This is a genomic window from Pantoea sp. Fr-CA_6 (genome assembly GCF_024520895.1).
Lineage (GTDB): Bacteria > Pseudomonadota > Gammaproteobacteria > Enterobacterales > Enterobacteriaceae > Pantoea > Pantoea agglomerans.
This window is the reverse complement of record NZ_JALNPO010000001.1, coordinates 614,821-635,385: the sequence shown is the minus strand read 5'-3', so window position 1 is coordinate 635,385 and position 20,565 is coordinate 614,821. Positions and strand designations below refer to the sequence as shown.

Here is a 20,565-nt window from a genome sequence, read left to right as displayed (position 1 = left end):
CTGGCGGAAATCGGCAGTCAGGCGGGCGACATCGCGCGGACGCAGGGCGAGATTGCGGCGACCAGAGCGGCCACGGAAAAGATGGAGAACATCTCGCCGGACCAGAAGAGGGACGCCGAAGCGCAGTGGCGCAAAGCGAACCCGGGTCAGGAGCCGACCGCGGCCGACATCACCGGACAGGTCTATCAGACGCTGTACAACCGGGAGATGCTGGCCGGCGGAATGGGAACCGGCGGCCCGGTGCAGCAGGGTATCAGCGCGGCGACGGCGGCGATACAGGGGCTGGCGGGCGGCAACATTGCCCAGGCGGTGAGCGGGGCGGCCGCGCCGTACCTGGCGGAGCAGATACATACGCTGACGACCACGAAAGGCCCGGACGGCAAAGAGGTGGTGAACGTTCAGGCGAACCTGATTGCACACGCGGTAGTGGGCGCGGTGACGTCATACGCGTCGGGTAATCCTGCACTTGCGGGTGCTTCTGGCGCGGCGATGGGCGAATATATTGCGCAGCAGATGTATCCGGGAGTTAAGCGCGAAGACCTCAGTGAGGAGCAGCGGCAGACCATCAGCGCGCTGGGGACGCTGGCGGCGGGCCTTGCGGGCGGCGTGGCCGGAGACAGCACGGGCGGTGCGGTGGCGGGCGCGCAGGCGGGTAAAAATGCGGTTGAGAATAACTGGCTGCACGTTAACGAAAAGACAGAGCTTGAGATAGCGAAGCAAAAACTCAGGAGCAACGACCCGGCAGAGCGTGAGCAGGCACAGCAGAAGATAAACGACCTTCGTGAGAAAGACATCAGTCGTGATAAGAAAGTGATGGATGCCTGTGGTAATGGCAGGGCTGCCAGTCCCGGATGTGCTTCGGCAAGGCTCGAAGCTTATTCGGCCAAAAATGAGTATGAAACCGGAAACTACAATAACAAAGTCAGCGATATGTATCCGGATGCTTACGGGCAGATCGTCAGCCTGCTGAATATCACCAGTGTTGATGCGCAGAATCAGCAGCAGGTTAAGGATGCGATGGTTAACTATGCCATGACGCAGTTTGGTCTGGACAAGGCAAAGGCCGAGCAATACGTCTCGACTTATGATGGGATGAAAATTGTTGCCGCTTCGATGACGCCGGTAATAGGTTCTGCTGCGGCCAGTAAGATAGAAGCTCTGGCTGGTAAACAACGGTTGTCTAATAGTTTTGAAGTTAGCTCACTTCCAGATGCTAATGGGAAAAATCACATCACTGCTGTAAAAGGCGATGCAAAAATACCTGTTGATAAAATTGAACTGTATATGCGTGGAAAAGCGTCTGGTGATTTGGAGTTATTGAAGAAAGAATATAACTCATTAAAGGATTTGCAGATTAGCAATCAGAAAGAGTTTGCTAAAACACTTGGTGCGAGAGAGAAACTTAACAAGCTCAATGATCAAATTTATAATGTTGAAAGATCACAAGAAATGGCTCGAGTTTTGAATAATGCAGGGATACAAGATAATGCAAAGAACAATGCCATGATTATGGATAACTTATTGAATTCTGCGAGTGGTGTTACACCATCTAATCGAGAAACATCTATTGTAGTCTCTGGTCCAGGTGGAAATGTCAGGATATATGCGACGTGGAAACTTCTACCTGATGGATCAAAGCGATTAGCTACTGTTAAAACAGGAGCATTCAAATGATAAGCAATAAGGATAAAGAAGCTTTAATAAAAGGTATAAACAGCTATTTAATTAATGGCTGTGCCGATATTGAATCTTTTGAAGATCCAGTTAGTGAGGTGGTTGATTACCTCAATGCTCTTTTTTCAATAGATATTGGATTAGCTGAAGATATGTGTAAAAAGACACTGAAGACAAAGAATGTTGACAGTTCTTTTTTTAAAGCGCTCTGTCTTAATGATTTACTTTTATCTGAGGATGAATGGTCGTTTGCATTTAATTATCTTTTAAATGAAACTGAAAGCGTAAGCATTCCTGAGCTTGAAAAGGCGCTGTTCTATTTTTACTGTGCAAAAAATGAGACAGATCCTTATCCTGCACCTGAGGGATTATTCAAAAAGCTAATGAAAAGATATGAAGAATTGAAAGATGATCCTGATGCAAAATTTTACCATCTTCATGAAACGTATAATGATTTTGTAAAAGCTTACTCATTAAGTCACTGAAGAAATCCCGGCCGCACAGCGCCGGGATTTTTTATCTGCCGATCACTCCCCAGCCAGCCGGATGATCAACTGTCCCGGCCCGGTGATCACCTCGATCTTCTGCCCGGTCGTAAATCCCAGTGCTTCCAGCCAGCGGCCTTTGATGGTGAGCTGCGGCAGCGGGTTCGGCTGGCCCTTATTAGGCCGGTATCCAACTTTGTAATAATGTGCCTGCGTTCCGCTGGCGGCGGTTGTGGGCGTGCGGGTTTCTGACTTATGATGCGTGTCAGCCATGATCAACTCCTCGATAGTTGGTTGTGGTCAGCGGGCTGTTGGTGTTCCACCACCTTCAGCCCGTGCTAAAAAATCTCTCGTTACGCTCTTCCTGCTCTGTTTTACCTGTTTAAATATACACCACCTGCCGGGTAAACTCGCTAAAAGCTAAGTAATAAATTGCGAGCTGTCTCTGAAAACCAGATTGTTTTTCTCCGGTCTGGCTTTCATTCATTTCTTCTTCCCGTAGCCTTCTGTATTAACTGTTACGGGTTGGCTTTCATGCTGTGAATCCGCGTTAACCAGCTTTTATTCTGTCTTCCGCGTTACGCCCATATATCCACCAAAAACGGTAATAAGGGTTGCGACATGACACCGTTTTGACGTGACAGCGCGTGAGCACACCTGGCAGAAGGGTGCGGTGATAGACTCCACCGCCACCGCCGATAAAAACCGTTTCGACACCGACACGCTGGGCTTCAGCAAAATTGAGAACCACGCGTACTATAAAACCGAGCACCAGAGCATGGGCATGAGCACCAGCGGCAGTATTGCAAGTCAGCTTGAAAGTAACGCTTTTTGGGAAAATACAGGTGTTATCTTTCCGAATGCTTTCATTGTTTTCAGGGGTGGGGTAAATAGAACTGTAACTTAGTCTTTTAACGGGTTGTGGATATAAAGGTCAGTTAATAATCTGCGTTAATGGATTGTATAAGGCAGGATAATTTTCTGGATGTATGTGCCGTAATGGTTTTCAGGGGTTTTGCTTTTTTATGGCAACTCGGTCTTGATACCTCTAATTCTTTTTGGTCTAATAGTGCCATTAAGAATTGATTGATAACTAATCGCCAGGATGAATCCTGTGGTTAAATTCTTTACTTAACCTAAATTAAATGGCCGAAGTGCCATTTAATAAGGCTGGCGTTTAAGTTTCACATTCACTCAGGCCAGCTTGTTTAAAAAAAACCGGGTATGAATAGATGCTCTCCGACCGATCTGAACATCAGGCGCGGAGCGCTACATGAAATTCCTGTCCGATACAGGCGGATAGATAAAAATTTATCCTGTCCGTCGGGTATTGGTGATTCAGGGAACGAAGTCCTGCGTTAAGCGCAGGGAAATAATGTTAAATTATGAAAAGGAATTAACTACATGACCTCTAAAATGACGATGCTGGCATTACTGTGTGGCGGTCTTCTCGTGGGCAGCAATGCGCTGGCTGATAATCACACCGTCTCGGTTGGATATGCACAAAGCAAGGTTGAAGACTTTAAAAATATCCGTGGCGTCAACGTTCAGTATCGCTATGAATGGGAGTCTCCTCTCAGTGTGATTGGCTCATTCAGCTACATGAAAGGCGATGAAAGTTTTTCTGAGCGAGAAGATATTTATAGCGATGTCAGCGGATATGATGGAAAAACCAAAGTGAAATATTACTCACTGATGGCAGGTCCTGCATATCGCATCAATGACTACATCAGCTTCTATGGATTAATTGGTGTTGCCCATACCAAAGTGGATGAGAACGTGACTTTTCCCGGAGTCTACTCCGAAGAATATAGCGAAAATAAAACCTCTTTTGCCTATGGCGCTGGCGTTGTCGTTAATCCTATCAGCAACCTCTCTGTGAGTGTTGGCTATGAAGGTACTCGCGTAAAATATAACGAAGATGTTGCCATCAATGGTTTTAACATCGCTGTAGGTTATCGGTTTTAAGCCGTTGAGATGATCAAGCATTCCGGTTAACTGACCGGAATGCTTAGCCTGCCAATCCCGACATCAAAAAATCACGAACTCCCCGTACTCCCCCGCTTAAAGTAACAACCGCATACGTGGCGCATGCTCCCCGATGCCGTAAATGTGGTAAGCAAACGGGGCAGCCCCGATCATAACCCTGGCGCACCTCAGTTGCTAAAATGCATTGTAGCGGCAACTATCTGACTGTTTTTTAAGTTGTTATCTTCTTTGTGGCCGGGTTATCGCTGCTGCTTTTCCAGCCTCAGAACTCTCCTAAAAACTGGTCCTGATAGCAAAGTGACCAATTTCCTCCATTTATCTGATGTTGCATTTTCGGTCCATCTGTAAAACTTCATCTCAACAAACACGGCGCGTCGCGCACGCCGGTTATACCTCAGTTAACGAGGATGCTTTAGCAGCAGGATTGCGCGGTAACACTTTTCAGGAGGAACTTCCTGTGAATAAATCAATGTTAGCGGGTATCGGTATTGGTGTGGCAGCAGCTCTGGGTGTTGCAGCCGTAGCAGGCATGAACGTGTTTGATCGCGGTCCTCAATATGCTCAGGTACTGTCTGCAACGCCAATCAAAGAGAGCATTAAACAGCCTCGTCAGGAGTGCCGTAATGTCACTCTGACTCACCGTCGGGCCGTGCAGGATGAAAACCGTCTTGCCGGGTCTGTATTAGGTGCAGTGGCAGGTGGAGTGCTGGGTCACCAGTTTGGTGGCGGTCGCGGCAGAGATGTGGCGACAGTAGCAGGTGCGGTAGCGGGGGGTTATGCCGGTAATCAGGTCCAGGGCGGACTGCAGGATCGGGATACCTACACCACAACCGAACAGCGCTGCAAAACCGTTTACGACAAACAAGAGAAAAAACTGGGATATGACGTGACCTATAAAATAGGCGATCAGCAGGGTAAAATCCGTATGGAAAATGACCCCGGCACGCGTATTCCACTGGATCGCAATGGTCAGCTGGTTCTCAACGGCGATCAGGCGTAATTGGGCAAAGCTTTGCCGCTCACGCGGCCACACAGCACAACGTAATACAGCAGTAATGAAAAAGGCGCATCTCAGGATGCGCCTTTTTTTGCGGCAAACTAACCGGCGCTTAACCGGTTAGCTCATCAACGCACGGGCAGGGTGTTACGCCTGCCGTTGAGCCAGTTGCGAAACGAATCCCTGCACCCACTCAAGCCGCACCTTTCTTTCCGATAGCTCACGGGTAAACCGCAGTCGTGTCGGACCGTCCAGCTTCCACTGCTGAGGCTCTTTCTGCAGCAGGCCTATCAGCCATGCCGGATCCACGTTGTTCTTCGGCGCAAAATCGAAATAACCGCCTTTGTCGCTGGCTTCGATCTTACGCAGACCGACAGCGCGGGCTTTCAGCCGGATAATCGCCACATCCAGCAGATTACGCGCCGGATCGGGCAGCAGGCCAAAGCGGTCGATCATCTCAACCTTCAGCTCCTGCAGCTCCTCTTCAGCCTCCGCGCTGGCGATGCGTTTATAGAGTGAAAGACGGGTACTGACATCCGGGATAAAGGTCTCGGGCAGCAGGGCGGGCATCCGCAGCTCCACCTCGGTCTGGTTGCTGGTGAGATCTTCCAGTGACGGCTCGCGACCCGCTTTCAGCGCCTCGACCGCATTCTCCAGCAGCTCCATATAAAGCGTGAAGCCCAGCGTCTCCATCTGTCCGCTCTGCTCATCACCCAGCAGTTCGCCAGCACCGCGAATCTCCAGGTCATGTGTTGCCAGCGCAAAACCGGCTCCCAGATCTTCCAGTGAAGCGATCGCCTCCAGCCGCTTATGCGCATCGGCGGTCATTGACTTCGGATGCGGCGTTAACAGCCAGGCATAAGCCTGATGGTGCGAACGCCCGACGCGACCACGCAGCTGATGCAACTGCGCCAGGCCAAAGTGATCGGCCCGCTCAATGATGATGGTATTGGCGGTCGGAATGTCGATACCGGTTTCGATAATGGTGGTACAGACCAGCACGTTGAAACGCTGATGGTGGAAATCGTTCATCACCCGTTCCAGATCACGCTCACGCATCTGACCATGGCCAATAGCGACACGCGCTTCCGGCACCAGTTCGCTGAGACGCTGCGCCGCTTTCTCGATATTTTCAACGTCATTGTAGAGATAGTAGACCTGTCCGCCACGCAGAACCTCACGCAGGATCGCTTCGCGGATCACCAGATCGTCAAATTCACGGACAAAGGTTTTCACCGCTAAACGGCGGGCAGGCGGCGTGGCGATGATCGAGAGATCGCGCATGCCGCTCATGGCCATATTCAGGGTGCGAGGGATTGGCGTTGCGGTCAGCGTCAGAATGTCCACATCGGCGCGCATCGCCTTGATGCGCTCTTTGTGACGCACCCCGAAACGGTGCTCTTCATCGACAATCAGCAGACCGAGATCGTGCCATTTAAGATCGCTCATCAGCAGCTTATGGGTGCCGATTAAGATGTCGATCTTGCCATCGCTGGCCTGTTCCAGCACCTGCGCCTGCTCTTTGGCAGTACGGAAACGGGAAAGCATCTCAATGCGAACCGGCCAGTTGGCGAAGCGATCGCGGAAGTTGTCGTAATGCTGCTGTGCCAGCAGGGTGGTCGGCACCAGCACGGCCACCTGTTTATGGTTCTCAATCGCCAGAAACGCCGCGCGCATGGCTACTTCGGTTTTACCGAAACCAACGTCGCCGCACACCAGACGGTCCATCGCCAGCGGCTCGCACATATCACTCAGCACCGCGTTGATCGCCTGCGCCTGGTCCGGGGTGGTTTCAAACGGGAAGCTTTCGCAGAACAGCTGATACTGCTCGCGATTATGCTTAAAGGCAAAGCCGGTTTTGGCGGCGCGCTGAGCATAGATATCCAGCAGTTCAGCTGCCACATCACGCACTTTCTCAGCCGCTTTCTGCCGTGCACGTGACCAGGCATCGCTGCCCAGTTTGTGCAGTGGTGCATTATCGTCGGCACCGCCTGCGTAGCGGCTGATCAGGTGCAGCGATGAAACCGGCACATAAAGTTTGGCGTCGTTGGCGTAAGAGAGCATCAGGTATTCCGCCTCAATGCCGCCGGCTTCCAGCGTGGTGAGGCCAATATAACGACCCACACCGTGTTCCAGATGCACCACCGGCTGGCCGGGATGCAGCTCCGCCAGGTTTCGAATCAGAATGTCCGGATTGATAGTGCGACGGGTATCCTGACGGCGACGGCTGACGCGTTCGCCCAGCAAATCGCTTTCGCAAATCAGCGCCCGGTTGCCCTGGGTATCAATAAAACCGCGCTCGCTGGCGCCGATCATCAGTCGGAAACGCTCTTCGCCGACCTCATCGAAGCGGTGCACCGGCTGAGGACGCAGTTTAATCCGGGCCAGCAGATCCTGCAGGCTCTCACGGCGGCCTTCACTTTCGACCGAGAAGACCATGGTGCCGCTGAAGGTCTCAATAAACTGACGCAGATGATCGAGCGGCGCTTTTGCCTGCGCCTGAACGGTCAGGTCAGGCAGCGGGGTATAACCGAGGTTGGTATTCGCGGCTTTGGCGGGCAGCACCTCATTGGTCATCTGGATGCGCGGCCAGGCTTTCAGCTCCCCCATTAATGCATCCGGACGCAGCCACAGGGTGACCGGCTCCAGCAGTGGGCGCATCGGATCAACGCGGCGATTTTCATAACGCGCCTCGGCATCCTGCCAGAAGCGGCTGGCGCTGCCTTCAAGATCGCCGCAGTTCACAATCAGGGTATTGTCGGGCAGATAGCTGAACAGGCTGGGTAACGGCTGCTCAAAAAACAGCGGCTGCCAGTATTCGATGCCCGCTGGCAACGTGCCTTTGCTGACCTGCTGATAGACATGCTCCGACTCACGGCGCACATCAAACGTTTCACGCCAGCGGCTGCGGAACAGCTCAATGGCGGCTTTGTCGCTGGGAAACTCATGCGCAGGCAGCAGGTTAATTTCGGGGACCGCTTCCAGCGTGCGCTGACTGTCGACGTCGAACAGACGCAGGCTGTCGATCTCATCATCGAAAAAGTCGATGCGGTAGGGCTGATCGCTGCCCATCGGGAACAGGTCGAGCAGGGCGCCGCGCGTGGCGTATTCACCGTGCTCCATCACCTGATCGACATGGCGATAACCGGCCTGCTCAAGCTGGTCGCGCAGCCGGTCGCGTGACAGTTTTTGTCCCTGCTTCATCACCAGCGCATGGCCGTGCAGAAAACTGTGCGGGCAGACGCGCTGCATCAGGGTGTTGACCGGCATGATCAGCATACCGCGCTGCATCACCGGCAGCTGGTAGAGGGTCGACAGGCGGGCGGAGATAATATCCTGATGCGGCGAAAAGCTGTCGTAGGGCAGCGTTTCCCAGTCGGCAAGGTGCGCCACCGGCAGATCGGTAAACTGGCGGATTTCATCCAGCAGACGCAGAGCGGTTTGGGTATCGGGTGTAATCATTAACACCGGACCAGCATGTCGTTCGGTAATGCTGGCACACTCCACCGCGTGCGCCGCGCCTATGAGCTGGCCGAGCTGACGGTGATCGCCGGATTTAACGGGCAGGGTATAACGAGTCTGTTCGGGCATGGGATCTCGGGGTTGCTCCATTTTTCCAGGACGTAATCATTCCATATTATGTCAGGGGGATCACCTCTGCGGCACAATTTTCCTGCCGCGCCGCGCTGAACCAGGGGATCGGTCAGCCATTACCGGGCGTCAGCGGTAATCGTGCGGATAAAGAGAGGATAGACGGAGTCTGGCAAGGGATCAGAAAAAACCGCCGTCGCCATGCAGCGACGGGGTTAAACGGGCATTTTATTTTATGGATTGCTGTGTGTAATGCATGCGTGGGCGGTCGATATTCGCCCAGGATAACTCCTGCTCAGGATGATAGCTGAGGTTACCGTCGTCCCACTTAACGTAGTAGCCGGCTGGTGCGTTTCCCTGCTCAAAGACGTTGATGATTTCGCCTCTGATCTCCCCGGATTTATGTTTAACGATGCTGCCTTTGGGAAATTTCAACATGGTCGCTACCTCATACTGCCCGGCAATAAATCACCCGTGATCATGGTACTGATTGTAGTCTACCCCCCTGGACGCTGAATAATCAGCCAATAAGCGGCGGCTTTATCGGCTATTCCGCTGCTTTGGCGCGCAAAGTGACGCATCCGGATGCAACTTTGCTGCCGACTCAGAGGGTTAGAGGTTTCATAAAGCCAGCCGCTCCTTTATCATCCCACTACCTATTTTCAGGCAACGGCTTACTGGATTCCATGTATCAACCTGTCGCGCTATTTATCGGTCTGCGTTATATGCGCGGACGAGCATCGGATCGCTTCGGTCGCTTTGTCTCCTGGCTCTCAACGATTGGCATTACGCTCGGCGTGCTGGCGATGGTCACCGTGTTATCGGTGATGAACGGTTTTGAGCGTGAACTCGAAGGCAATATTCTTGGCCTGATGCCTCAGGCGCTGATCACCAGCGACAAAGGCAGTCTCAATCCACAACAGCAACCCGCCACCTCGCTGAATCTGCAGGGTGTCAGCCGTATTGCGCCGCTGACCACCGCCAATGTGGTGCTGCAAAGCCCGCACAGCGTCTCCGTTGGCGTGATGCTGGGCATTGAGCCGGCTGAAAAAGATCCGCTTACCCCTTTCCTGGTCAATACCCGGCAGAGCGTGCTGCAGGCCGGGCAGTATAATGTCATCCTTGGCGAACAGCTGGCATCCCAGCTTGGCGTAAAACGTGGCGATCAACTGCGTCTGATGGTGCCGTCGGTCAGCCAGTTCACCCCGATGGGACGCGTGCCAAGTCAGCGTCTGTTTACCGTAGCGGGCACCTATGCCGCTAACAGCGAAGTCGATGGTTATCAGATTCTGGTCAATCTTCAGGATGCGTCGCGCGTGATGCGCTATCCGGCCGGTAACATTACCGGCTGGCGACTGTGGCTGGATAAACCGCTGTCGGTCGACAGTCTGAGTCAGCAGACACTGCCTGCGGGCCTGGTCTGGAAAGACTGGCGTGAGCGCAAAGGCGATCTCTTCCAGGCAGTGCGTATGGAGAAGAACATGATGGGCCTGCTGCTGAGCCTGATCATCGCCGTGGCTGCCTTTAACATCATCACCTCGTTAGGCCTGCTGATCATGGAGAAGCAGGGCGAAGTGGCGATCCTGCAAACCCAGGGCCTGACGCGCCGGCAAATAGTGGCGGTGTTTATGGTGCAGGGTGCCAGCGCCGGTATTATCGGCACGCTGCTCGGCACGCTGCTCGGTGTCTTGCTGGCCAGCCAGCTCAACAACTTAATGCCGGTGATTGGCCTGTTCCTTGATGGTGCCGCATTGCCGGTTGATATTAATGTGTGGCAGGTGGTCACCATCGCCCTCAGCGCCATGATTGTGGCGCTGTTGTCTACGCTCTATCCTTCGTGGCGCGCTGCCGCCGTTCAACCTGCTGAGGCTTTACGTTATGAGTAACACTCCTTTGTTGCAGTGCCGCGACCTGTGCAAACGCTATCAGGAAGGCAGCGTGCAGACCGATGTGCTGCGCAATGTGGCTTTCAGCCTCCAGCCCGGTGAACTGACAGCGATTGTCGGCAGCTCCGGTTCCGGTAAAAGTACGCTGCTGCATCTGCTCGGCGGCCTGGATGCACCGACATCGGGCGACGTGGTGTTTGATGGCCAGTCACTGAATGCGATGTCCTCGTCGGCCAAAGCGGAGCTGCGTAACCGCGAGCTGGGCTTTATCTATCAGTTCCACCATCTGCTGCCGGACTTCAGCGCGCTGGAGAACGTGGCGATGCCGCTGCTGATTGGCAAAACCGCTAAAACGGAAGCACAGGATCGCGCCCGTGAGATGCTGGCCGCGGTCGGGCTGGACCATCGCGCCGCGCACCGGCCTTCAGAACTGTCAGGCGGCGAACGCCAGCGCGTGGCGATTGCCCGGGCGCTGGTTAACCGCCCACGGCTGGTGATGGCGGATGAGCCAACCGGTAACCTCGATGCGCGCAACGCCGATGCCATTTTTGAATTACTGGGCGAACTGAATGTGCGTCAGGGCACCGCGTTTCTGGTGGTGACCCACGATCTGATGCTGGCAAAACGCATGACGCGTCAGATGGAGATGCGTGATGGTCAGTTAAGCGATCAACTCACCATGGCAGGAGCGGTGTAATGGGTTCGTCGTTATCCCTGTTGCTGGGCCTGCGCTTTAGCCGTGGCCGCCGTCGTGGCGGCATGGTGTCGCTGATTTCGGTGATCTCCACCATCGGTATTGCGCTGGGCGTGGCGGTGCTGATTATCGGTCTGAGCGCCATGAATGGTTTTGAGCGTGAGCTGAACAACCGCATTCTGGCGGTGGTGCCGCATGGCGAGATCGAGGCGGTCAATCAGCCGTTCCAGCACTGGCAGTCGATGATTGCCCCGATTGAAAAGGTGCCCGGCATTGCGGCGGCAGCGCCTTATGTGAACTTCACCGGCCTGATTGAGAGCGGCGCCCGGCTGGAAGCGCTGCAGGTAAAGGGCGTTGATCCGGCACAGGAGCCGCGTCTCAGTGCCCTGCCACAGTTTGTGGCAGATAACGGCTGGTCCTCTTTTGCCGCCGGTAAGCAGCAGATCATTCTGGGCGGCGGCATTGCTAAATCGCTGAACGTGAAGCAGGGCGACTGGATCACCATCATGATCCCCAACAACGATGGTGATAACAAACTGCTTCAGCCTAAACGTATCCGGCTTCAGGTCAGCGGTATTCTGCAACTGAGCGGCATGCTCGATCACAGCCTGGCGCTGGTGCCACTCGCCGATGCACAGCACTATCTGGAGATGGGTGACAGCGTGTCCGGCATCGCCCTGAAGATGACCGACCCGTTCCAGGCGGTCAAACTGGTGCGGGATGCCGGTGAAGCGACCCGTTCCTACGTCTACATCAAGAGCTGGATTGGCACCTACGGCTATATGTACCGCGATATTCAGATGATCCGCGCCATCATGTATCTGGCGATGGTGCTGGTGATTGGCGTCGCCTGCTTTAACATTGTCTCAACGCTGGTGATGGCGGTGAAGGATAAGAGCAGTGACATTGCGGTGCTTCGTACCCTCGGTGCTAAAGACCGGCTGATCCGCGCCATCTTCATCTGGTACGGTTTGCTGGCAGGCCTGCTGGGCAGCGTCAGCGGCGTGATCGCGGGCGTGCTGGTGGCGCTGAATCTGACCTCACTGGTGCGCGGGCTGGAGTCGGTTACCGGTCATCATCTGCTGGCGGGTGATATCTACTTCATTGATTTCCTGCCGTCGGAACTGCACTGGATTGATGTGTTCTCAGTATTGATTACCGCGATTCTGCTGAGCCTGCTGGCGAGCTGGTATCCCGCCAGACGCGCCAGCCGCATTGACCCGGCTCGGGTATTAAGCGGTCAGTGAAAAAATGCGGCGCGAATCCTTTCGCGCCGCATCTGTTTAAGACCTTTGCTGTTGGGCGCGGCCCTCAGCAACCGTTACTATCGGGTGATGTTAACCCGGAATCTGTTTAGAGCGGCTCGCCGCAGCTGCTACGCCAGGAGATTTTATGCGTACACCACGTCGCCGCATACGACTTGCCCGCCTGAAGAAAACCCGGAGAAAAGTGCATCAGCGCTTTCGCCAGCGCATATTTGAGCGCGATCGTCAGGCCGAACTGGCCGCCCATCCTCAGCCGCATGTTGTCGTGCTGACCGGCGCAGGCATCTCAGCGGAGTCCGGCATCCGGACCTTCCGCGCCGCTGACGGCCTGTGGGAAGAGCACCACGTAGAAGATGTTGCGACGCCCGAAGGATTTCAGCGCGATCCCGCGCTGGTGCAGCGCTTTTACAATGCGCGCCGCCAGCAATTGCAGGAGGCAGAGATTCAGCCTAATGCGGCCCATCTGGCACTGGCGGAGCTGGAACAGGTATTAGGCGATAACTTTTTGCTGGTCACGCAAAACATCGACAATCTGCATGAACGTGCCGGAAACAGCCGGGTGCTGCATATGCACGGTGAACTGCTAAAAGTGCGCTGTGTCACCAGCGGTCAGGTCATTGAGTGGACCGGTGATATCACGCCGGACGATCGCTGCACCTGCTGTCAGTTCCCTTCGGCGCTGCGGCCGCACGTAGTGTGGTTTGGTGAGATGCCGCTGGGCATGGAGCAAATTTATCAGGCGCTGGAACAGGCCGATTACTTTATCGCTATCGGCACCTCAGGCCATGTCTATCCGGCCGCGGGTTTTGTCCATGAAGCCAAACTGCAGGGCGCGCATACTGTTGAGCTGAACCTGGAGCCAAGCCAGGTGGGCAACGAATTTGCCGAGCGGCATTACGGCCTGGCGAGCGAAGTGGTGCCGGAGTTTGTGCATAAGCTGCTGCGCGCGCTTTATAAGTAAGCAGGGGCGGCTATGGCCGCCTCGCCGTTTCTTGCCCGTCATGCTGATTCCAGCCGCCCGGTGTTTATCAACATTGCGAGGTTTGCCGCAACAATCTCGTAATCAGCCGTTTTTTTCGGGCTTATTGCTTTCCCAAAGGTTATCGACAGCGCTAACCTGTCTGCGAATGATTTTACGCAACGTTGTAACCGGCTGGTCTGTTAATAATACCGGATGGCACTTTTAAAGGATGGGATATGGAACAGTTACTTGAGCGCTTTTTAAGTTATGTGGCCGTTGAGACCCAGGCTAAGCCGCAGGCGCGCCAGGTGCCCAGCAGTGAAGGGCAGTGGACGCTGGCGCGTCAGTTACAGGAGGAGTTGCTGGCACTGGGTTTTGTCGATGTCTCCTTAAGCGATCACTGTTGCGTCATGGGCACACTGCCTGCCAATGTTGACTGGCCGACGCCAGTCATCGGTTTCATCTCTCACATGGATACCTCGCCAGACTTTACGGCGAAACATGTGAATCCGCAGATCATTGAAAATTATCGCGGCGGAGACATTGCGCTGGGTAATGGCAACGAAATTCTCTCGCCGGTGATGTTCCCGGTGCTGCACAAGCTGATTGGGCATACGCTGATTACCACCGATGGCAAAACCCTGCTGGGCGCGGATGATAAAGCAGGTATCGCCGAGATTATGACGGCAATGGCGCAACTGGCTGCGAGCGATACGCCGCACGGTGCGATCCGTGTTGCCTTTACGCCCGATGAAGAGATTGGTCGCGGCACTTCTCACTTTGATGTGGAAGGCTTTGCCGCAGACTGGGCCTACACCATTGATGGCAGTGATCTGGGTGAGTTCGAATATGAGAACTTCAACGCTGCTTCGGCCACCGTAAAAATCGTCGGTAACAACGTGCACCCTGGCTCCGCCAAAGGGGTGATGGTCAATGCGCTGGATCTGGCAAACCAGTTTCATGCCGCGGTCCCGGCCAGCGAAAAACCGCAATATACTGACGGCTATCAGGGCTTCTATCATCTGCATCAGATCAAAGGCAGCGTTGAACACGCCGAGATGCTCTATATCATTCGTGACTTCGAAACGGAGAGTTTTGAACAGCGTAAACAGACGCTGCTGCAGATTGCCGCAGAGATCAACAAAACCCTGCACCCGGACTGTTCGGTCACCGTCGAGATCACCAACAGCTATCGCAACATGCGTGAAAAGGTTGAGCCGTTCCCGCACATCATCGAACTGGCTTTACAGGCGATGCGTGACTGCGGCATTGAGCCGGTAGTGAAACCGATTCGCGGCGGTACGGATGGATCGGCGCTGTCGTGGAAAGGGCTGCCTTGCCCGAACATCTTTACCGGTGGCTATAACTATCACGGCAAGCATGAGTTTGCTTCGCTGAATATCATGGCGAAATCGGTGGAAGTGATTGTGCGGCTGTCAGAGCTGGCGGCGCAGAAGAAGAATTAAACCCGCAGACACAAAAAAGGCTCTCTGCCACGGCGGCAAGAGAGCCTGATTCAGTATCAGCTCAGATTATTCGTCGCCGAAGTACCAGTAACCGGCATTGACCAAATCGGCGATCTGCGCCAGTACCGACGGGTCATCCAGCGCATCGCCCAGATCGTCCAGTGTGATGCGATAGTGGCGCGCCAGGACCGCCATCACATCGGGATGTGAACACTCAACCCGCTCACCGTTGACATAGACCGCATCGCCAATCGTCAGGACACGCAGGCCACCTAGCCGGCTCAGGGTATCGCCCTGTTGCAGCGCATCATAAATTTCATCAGGCTGGTAAGGCGGTTCCGGTGGCGCGACATCGAGTTCGTGACGTGACTGGGAAATGAATTCGCCAAACCACTGAGCGAACTGCTCCGGCTGATTGACCACATCCAGCATCAACTGACGTACGCCTTCAATCTCCTGCGGCAGAATCTGCGACGGGCAATCACGTGCAGGGACATCCGGATCGCTGAAGCGCAGGCTGCCCAGCTCATTGGCCAGCGCGTAATCCGCAAAGCCGCTGATTAACTCGCGTCCGCTGGGGGCACGGAAACCCACGGAGTAGTTCAGGGCGTTTTCCAGCGAGTAGCCTTCATGCGGGAACCCCGGCGGAATATAGAGAATATCACCCGGCTCCATCTCTTCATCGATGATGGCGTCGAATGGCTCAACCTGCAGCAGATCCGGGTGCGGGCAGTGCTGCTTCAGCGGCACCTTTTCACCGACGCGCCAGCGACGGCGACCGGCACCCTGAATAATAAAGACATCATACTGATCAAAATGGGGACCGACGCCGCCGCCAGGGACGGCAAACGACACCATCAGGTCATCAACACGCCAGTCAGGCAGGAAACGGAAAGGGCGCATCAGTGCGGCAGAGGCTTCATGCCAGTGATTGACCGCCTGTACCAGCAGCGACCAGTTGTTTTCACCCAGATGATCATAGCTCTCGAACGGGCCGTGGCTGACCTGCCATTTGCCATCCTGATGGCTGACCAGGCGGCTATCCACCTCATTTTCCATCGCCAGACCGGCCAGTTCATCCGGTGAAAGAGGATCGACAAAGTTTTTAAAACCACGCTTCAGCACTACCGGGCGTTTCTGCCAGTAACGCTGAATAAAATCGGGCCAGTTAATATCGAGCTGATAGTCCATAAAAGGGTTCCGCTTAGGGCTGTAAATGCCAGCAAGTATAACAGCCCTGAGGGTTTTCTACTCGCGGCGATGTTCGACTTCCTGGCGCTGAAAGACCACTTCCATGCGTGTTCCGCCGAGTGCGCTACCGGAGGCGATGACGTTGCCCTCATATTGCTCAAGAATATCACGCACCACCGCCAGACCCAGTCCCTGACCGGGACGCAGGGTGTCGGCGCGCTGACCCCGGACAAACACTAAATCGCGCTTGCTCTCGGGAATGCCCGGACCATCATCGTCAATATAGAGATGGAGTGCATTTTCGCTCTGAAAAGCGCTGATTTCGATAAATTCCAGGCAGTACTTGCAGGCGTTATCGAGCACGTTGCCCAGCACTTCCATAAAGTCATTCTGGTCGCCAACAAAGGTCAGCTCCGGTGAGATATCCAGCGAAATCGCCACGCCTTTACGCTGATAGACTTTATTCAGGGCTGAGCAGAGCTTGTCGAGCAGACCGGAAACGGAATGCAGATCGCGCTGCAGCGGATTGTGATCGGCCTGCATACTGGCGCGATGCAGATAATAACCGACCTGCTGCGAGATTCGACTAATTTGCTCCAGCATCACCGGCTCAGCCTGTTCCACCGTCAGTTCCTTGCCGTTGCGCAGCGAGCGCAGGGTGCTCTGCAACACGGCCAGCGGCGTTTTCAGACTGTGGGTCAGGTCTGAAAGCGTGGTGCGATAGCGGGTATAGCGTTGTCGCTCATTGGTCAGCAGCAGATTGAGGTTACGCACCAGACTGCGCAGTTCCTGCGGCGGATTATCCGCCAGATTTTCGCGCTGGCTGGTCTCCAGTTCGCGCACCTGCTGTGTCAGCGCGCCAATCGGCCGCAGACTCCAGTGCGCCGCCAGCCACAGCAACGGAATGATCAGTATCAGGTTGGCTGCCAGCACATAGCTGAACCACGACCAGACCACATCAGAATGCTGCAACTCCTGCGGGATAGAGTCGACCACCACAATGGTGAGCGCGGGCAGATTCGTGGTGGCATCGTAACGGTTAACGGCGACCGAGTGGGTAAAGGTATCGTTGCTGTCATTGTCCCAGTCGTTGAGTCGTTGCTGAGCATTCAGGTTATTGCCCATTGCCACCATGCTGGTACGGTTACTGGTATCAATCTCGTAGAAGTCAGGCTTCAGCAGCCATTCACGGCGGATCTTCTTGCGGATCTCTGGCACGTCGCGTTGTTGCCACAACAGTTTGCCGTGCTCATCGTAAATAAATACCAGCGTCGGGAAGTTGAGCGTCATCCGTTCCGGCTGGGCGATGGTGAGTTTGTTGTCATGCCATTGCGCCAGCGTAAAGAACAGGTTGCTCTCGCCGCGCATCACGCGGTAGGTGTTTTTATCGAAACTGACCACATAGCCAATCACCGCCACCATGCCATAGGAGAGTGAGAGGAAGAGGACGATCGCTGCGGAGGCCAGCAGAAAGCGGGCGCGCAGCGAAATAGGGCGATAACGATTAAACCAGGACATGGTCAGAGATCAAAGCGGTAGCCCTGGCCACGCACGGTGGCGATCACGTCAGTAGGATGCAACGCCAGAATTTTTTTGCGCAGACGACCCATAAGGACATCGATGGTGTGGCTTTCACGCAGTTCAGCGTCAGGATAGAGCTGCAGCATCAGCGAGTCTTTGCTTACCACTTTGCCCGCGTTACGGATCAGCGTCTCGACAATGGTGTATTCAAAAGCAGTGAGCTTCACCGGCTGTTCATTGACCGTCAGTTCACGGCGGGAGAGATCAACCTGAAACGGGGCCATATCGATGATTTGCGAGGCATGTCCGCTGTTACGACGCATCAGCGCCTGCAGGCGTGCCGCGACTTCTTCAATATGAAACGGTTTGGTGACGTAGTCATCCGCACCGGCTTCCAGCGCCTCAACTTTGGCCTGCCAGCCTTCACGGGCGGTCAGCACCAGAATCGGCTGGCGCACGGCATCGCTGCGCCAGCGGCGAATCAGAGACATACCATCTTCATCCGGCAGGCCGAGATCCACCAGCGCGATATCGGGCAGATGTTCCCGAAGAAAATAGTCAGCTTCTTTGGCGTCTTCGGCGGCATCGACCTGATGGCCCATGTCACGTAACTGGACGGCGAGATGATGGCGCAGCAGGGCATTGTCTTCAACAACCAGAACACGCATAGAAATTCCTTACACTCTGTTTGAGTCAACCTGCAGAAAGTATACGCGAAATGTATTAAACAAGATGTTAACGCAGACCGGACTGGGCCGGTCTGCGGCGGGCATTATTTCAGATCGTCAACCATCTGGATAGCGCGGCCAATATAGTTTGCAGGCGTCATCTGCTTCAGACGGACTTTTTCCTCTTCCGGCAGCGCCAGGCTGTCGATAAAGGCCTGCATGCCGGCGGCATCGACGCGTTTACCGCGCGTCAGCTCCTTCAGCTTTTCATAAGGCTTCTCAATGCCATAACGGCGCATTACCGTCTGAATCGGTTCTGCCAGCACTTCCCAGTTGTGATCCAGTTCGTCCAGCAGACGATCGCGGTTCACTTCCAGTTTCGAGATGCCTTTCAGCGTCGCCTGATAGGCGATCAGCGCATAACCGACGCCCACGCCGAGGTTACGCAGCACGGTGGAGTCGGTCAGATCGCGCTGCCAGCGTGAGACCGGCAGTTTGCTGGCCAGATGCTGCATTACCGCGTTCGCCAGGCCCAGATTGCCTTCGGAGTTTTCGAAGTCAATTGGGTTCACTTTGTGCGGCATGGTCGACGAGCCAATCTCGCCCGCAATGGTCTTCTGTTTGAAATGGTTAAGCGCCACATAACCCCAGATATCGCGATCGAAATCGATCAGGATGGTGTTAAAGCGGGCGATGCAGTCGAACATTTCGGCAATATAGTCGTGCGGCTCAATCTGGGTGGTGTAAGGGTTCCAGGTGATCCCCAGCGAGGTGACGAAGTTCTCGCTCAGCGCATGCCAGTCCACTTCGGGATAGGCGGCAATGTGGGCGTTGTAATTCCCTACAGCGCCGTTGATTTTGCCCAGTACTTCAATCTGCTTCAGCTGACGTAACTGACGCTCCAGACGGTAAGCGACGTTCGCCATCTCTTTACCCATCGTCGACGGTGTAGCCGGCTGGCCGTGGGTGCGGGAGAGCAGCGGAATGTCACGATATTCGCTGGCAAGATCCTTCACAGCGGTAATCAGCTGCTGCCAGTAAGGCAGGATCACGTCACGACGGGCTGTTTCCAGCATCAGGGCGTGCGACAGGTTGTTGATATCTTCAGAAGTACAGGCGAAGTGGATAAATTCAGAAACAGCATGCAGGGCAGGGACGTCGGCAACTTTCTCTTTCAGGAAATACTCAACCGCTTTGACGTCGTGGTTGGTGGTGCGCTCAATGGTTTTGATGCGCGCGGCATCTTCTTCGGAAAAACCGGCGACAATCGCATCAAGGAAAGCGTTTGCGTCGGCATCAAATGCAGGAACTTCCTTGATCTCTGCGGTCGCGGCCAGTTTTTGTAACCAGCGAACTTCAACCTCAACGCGGAATTTCAGCAAACCGAATTCGCTGAAAATCGCACGCAGCGGGCTGACTTTATCGCCGTAACGACCATCGACAGGTGAGACGGCGGTCAGAGAGGATAATTCCATCAGTGCAACTCCTGAATCATTTAGCAGTGTTTTGCCGCACCGACTTAGTAAGTCAGTGGCAGCCGGGATAAGAGGGTTTTCGCTTCACGCAGCAAACGCTGACGCGAGAACATCAGTTGCAGTCGGCCACCACCGACCTGCTGCCACAATACGGCAGCACGGATACCGGCTAACAGGGTGGCGCGCACTTTACTCTGTACCTGCGTATTCTGCAGTACCGCAGGCGAACCGGTGACCTGAATACGCGGGCCAAGCGGGCTGATCACATCCACATAGATGGCAGCCATCGCGCTGAGAATGGTGTCTGACTCCAGTTCATAATGCGCCAGCTGGCGATCCAGCTGAGTGATGCGCTGGGCCAGCGTCGCCATGGCCGTTTTACTGGCGCTGAGCTTGCGCTCCAGCACCATCATGCTCAGGGTGTAACGCGTCAGCTCTGCACCTGCACCCTGACGACTGCTGCTGTTCAGCACCGCCATCAGCGTTTCAAGTCCGAGGCGCAGGTTGGCTTCATTGTTGCCAAACACCGCCAGCGTTGAGCCAGGATTGAGGTCCAGCACGCTGCGCAACGATACGGTCAGCGCCTCCGGCTGGCAGTGACCCTGCTGAGCCAGCTGCTGCACCAGATGGGCCGACTGACAGATGCCCGCCAGCGCCAGCGTAATTTCCTGATAATTTTTCGCCACGGTTACTCCTGTTTAC

Annotated in this window: 17 protein-coding genes and 1 pseudogene; 10 read left to right on the top strand and 8 right to left on the bottom strand. The window is 54.7% G+C overall.

Annotated elements, in window-relative coordinates; translation table 11 throughout:
• Together NR201_RS22675 and NR201_RS03055 are read left to right on the top strand one after the other, a co-directional pair.
• On the top strand, positions 1 to 1,674 hold a 1,674-nt coding region (locus NR201_RS22675), incomplete at its 5' end, for a VENN motif pre-toxin domain-containing protein (protein WP_306281203.1).
• Complete coding sequence (locus NR201_RS03055; protein WP_256849363.1) at positions 1,671 to 2,159, top strand: hypothetical protein; 489 nt, start codon at positions 1,671 to 1,673, stop codon at positions 2,157 to 2,159. The genes NR201_RS22675 and NR201_RS03055, both read left to right, overlap by 4 nt.
• A gap of 42 nt (positions 2,160 to 2,201) precedes the next feature.
• Here the strand turns inward: NR201_RS03055 and NR201_RS03050 are convergent, their stop codons facing one another.
• Entirely contained in the window at positions 2,202 to 2,432 is a 231-nt protein-coding gene (locus NR201_RS03050) for a SymE family type I addiction module toxin (protein ID WP_187505376.1), read from the bottom strand.
• Between the two features lie 358 nt (positions 2,433 to 2,790).
• Here NR201_RS03050 and NR201_RS03045 point away from each other — a divergent pair.
• The 3 genes and pseudogenes from NR201_RS03045 to NR201_RS03035 form a co-directional block, all read left to right on the top strand.
• A pseudogene (locus NR201_RS03045) lies at positions 2,791 to 2,985 on the top strand (hypothetical protein); the annotation flags it as partial.
• 578 nt (positions 2,986 to 3,563) lie between these two features.
• Entirely contained in the window at positions 3,564 to 4,127 is a 564-nt protein-coding gene (locus NR201_RS03040; protein ID WP_256849362.1) for an Ail/Lom family outer membrane beta-barrel protein, read from the top strand.
• A 478-nt stretch (positions 4,128 to 4,605) separates the two neighbouring features.
• Complete coding sequence (locus NR201_RS03035) at positions 4,606 to 5,148, top strand: glycine zipper 2TM domain-containing protein (protein ID WP_003849847.1); 543 nt, start codon at positions 4,606 to 4,608, stop codon at positions 5,146 to 5,148.
• A 144-nt stretch (positions 5,149 to 5,292) separates the two neighbouring features.
• Here the strand turns inward: NR201_RS03035 and mfd are convergent, their stop codons facing one another.
• Together mfd and NR201_RS03025 are read right to left on the bottom strand one after the other, a co-directional pair.
• Positions 5,293 to 8,736, bottom strand: coding sequence for a transcription-repair coupling factor (mfd, locus tag NR201_RS03030; RefSeq protein ID WP_256849361.1), 3,444 nt, complete (start codon positions 8,734 to 8,736; stop codon positions 5,293 to 5,295).
• Between the two features lie 228 nt (positions 8,737 to 8,964).
• Positions 8,965 to 9,174 carry a hypothetical protein gene (locus tag NR201_RS03025; RefSeq protein ID WP_003849845.1) on the bottom strand — a complete coding sequence of 70 codons (210 nt, stop codon included), beginning with the start codon at positions 9,172 to 9,174 and terminating at the stop codon, positions 8,965 to 8,967.
• A gap of 248 nt (positions 9,175 to 9,422) precedes the next feature.
• Here NR201_RS03025 and lolC point away from each other — a divergent pair, with 248 nt between their 5' ends.
• The 5 genes from lolC (at position 9,423) to pepT (ending at position 15,008) form a co-directional block, all read left to right on the top strand.
• On the top strand, positions 9,423 to 10,622 hold the full coding sequence (gene lolC, locus NR201_RS03020) for a lipoprotein-releasing ABC transporter permease subunit LolC (protein ID WP_010246284.1): 1,200 nt from the start codon (positions 9,423 to 9,425) through the stop codon (positions 10,620 to 10,622).
• Entirely contained in the window at positions 10,615 to 11,319 is a 705-nt protein-coding gene (gene lolD / locus NR201_RS03015) for a lipoprotein-releasing ABC transporter ATP-binding protein LolD (RefSeq protein ID WP_010246282.1), read from the top strand. Before lolC ends, lolD begins: the two co-directional genes overlap by 8 nt.
• Positions 11,319 to 12,563, top strand: a complete 1,245-nt coding sequence (lolE, locus tag NR201_RS03010) for a lipoprotein-releasing ABC transporter permease subunit LolE (protein ID WP_022625849.1) — start codon at positions 11,319 to 11,321, stop codon at positions 12,561 to 12,563. The genes lolD and lolE overlap by 1 nt, the downstream gene beginning before the upstream one ends.
• 145 nt (positions 12,564 to 12,708) lie before the next feature.
• Positions 12,709 to 13,542, top strand: coding sequence for a Sir2 family NAD+-dependent deacetylase (gene cobB, locus NR201_RS03005; RefSeq protein WP_010246278.1), 834 nt, complete (start codon positions 12,709 to 12,711; stop codon positions 13,540 to 13,542).
• Between the two features lie 236 nt (positions 13,543 to 13,778).
• Positions 13,779 to 15,008, top strand: coding sequence for a peptidase T (gene pepT / locus NR201_RS03000; RefSeq protein WP_010246276.1), 1,230 nt, complete (start codon positions 13,779 to 13,781; stop codon positions 15,006 to 15,008).
• Positions 15,009 to 15,074: 66 nt separating this feature from the next.
• Here pepT and NR201_RS02995 read toward each other — a convergent pair whose 3' ends face one another.
• The 5 genes from NR201_RS02995 to hflD form a co-directional block, all read right to left on the bottom strand.
• Entirely contained in the window at positions 15,075 to 16,199 is a 1,125-nt protein-coding gene (locus NR201_RS02995) for a cupin domain-containing protein (protein WP_010246274.1), read from the bottom strand.
• Between the two features lie 57 nt (positions 16,200 to 16,256).
• The gene (gene phoQ, locus NR201_RS02990) at positions 16,257 to 17,717 is read right to left on the bottom strand and encodes a two-component system sensor histidine kinase PhoQ (protein ID WP_010246272.1); all 1,461 of its coding nucleotides are present in this window, start codon (positions 17,715 to 17,717) and stop codon (positions 16,257 to 16,259) included.
• 2 nt (positions 17,718 to 17,719) lie between these two features.
• Entirely contained in the window at positions 17,720 to 18,388 is a 669-nt protein-coding gene (phoP, locus tag NR201_RS02985; protein WP_010246270.1) for a two-component system response regulator PhoP, read from the bottom strand.
• Positions 18,389 to 18,492: 104 nt separating this feature from the next.
• Positions 18,493 to 19,863, bottom strand: coding sequence for an adenylosuccinate lyase (purB, locus tag NR201_RS02980; RefSeq protein ID WP_010246268.1), 1,371 nt, complete (start codon positions 19,861 to 19,863; stop codon positions 18,493 to 18,495).
• Between the two features lie 44 nt (positions 19,864 to 19,907).
• Positions 19,908 to 20,549, bottom strand: a complete 642-nt coding sequence (gene hflD / locus NR201_RS02975; protein WP_010246266.1) for a high frequency lysogenization protein HflD — start codon at positions 20,547 to 20,549, stop codon at positions 19,908 to 19,910.
• Positions 20,550 to 20,565 lie beyond the last annotated feature (16 nt).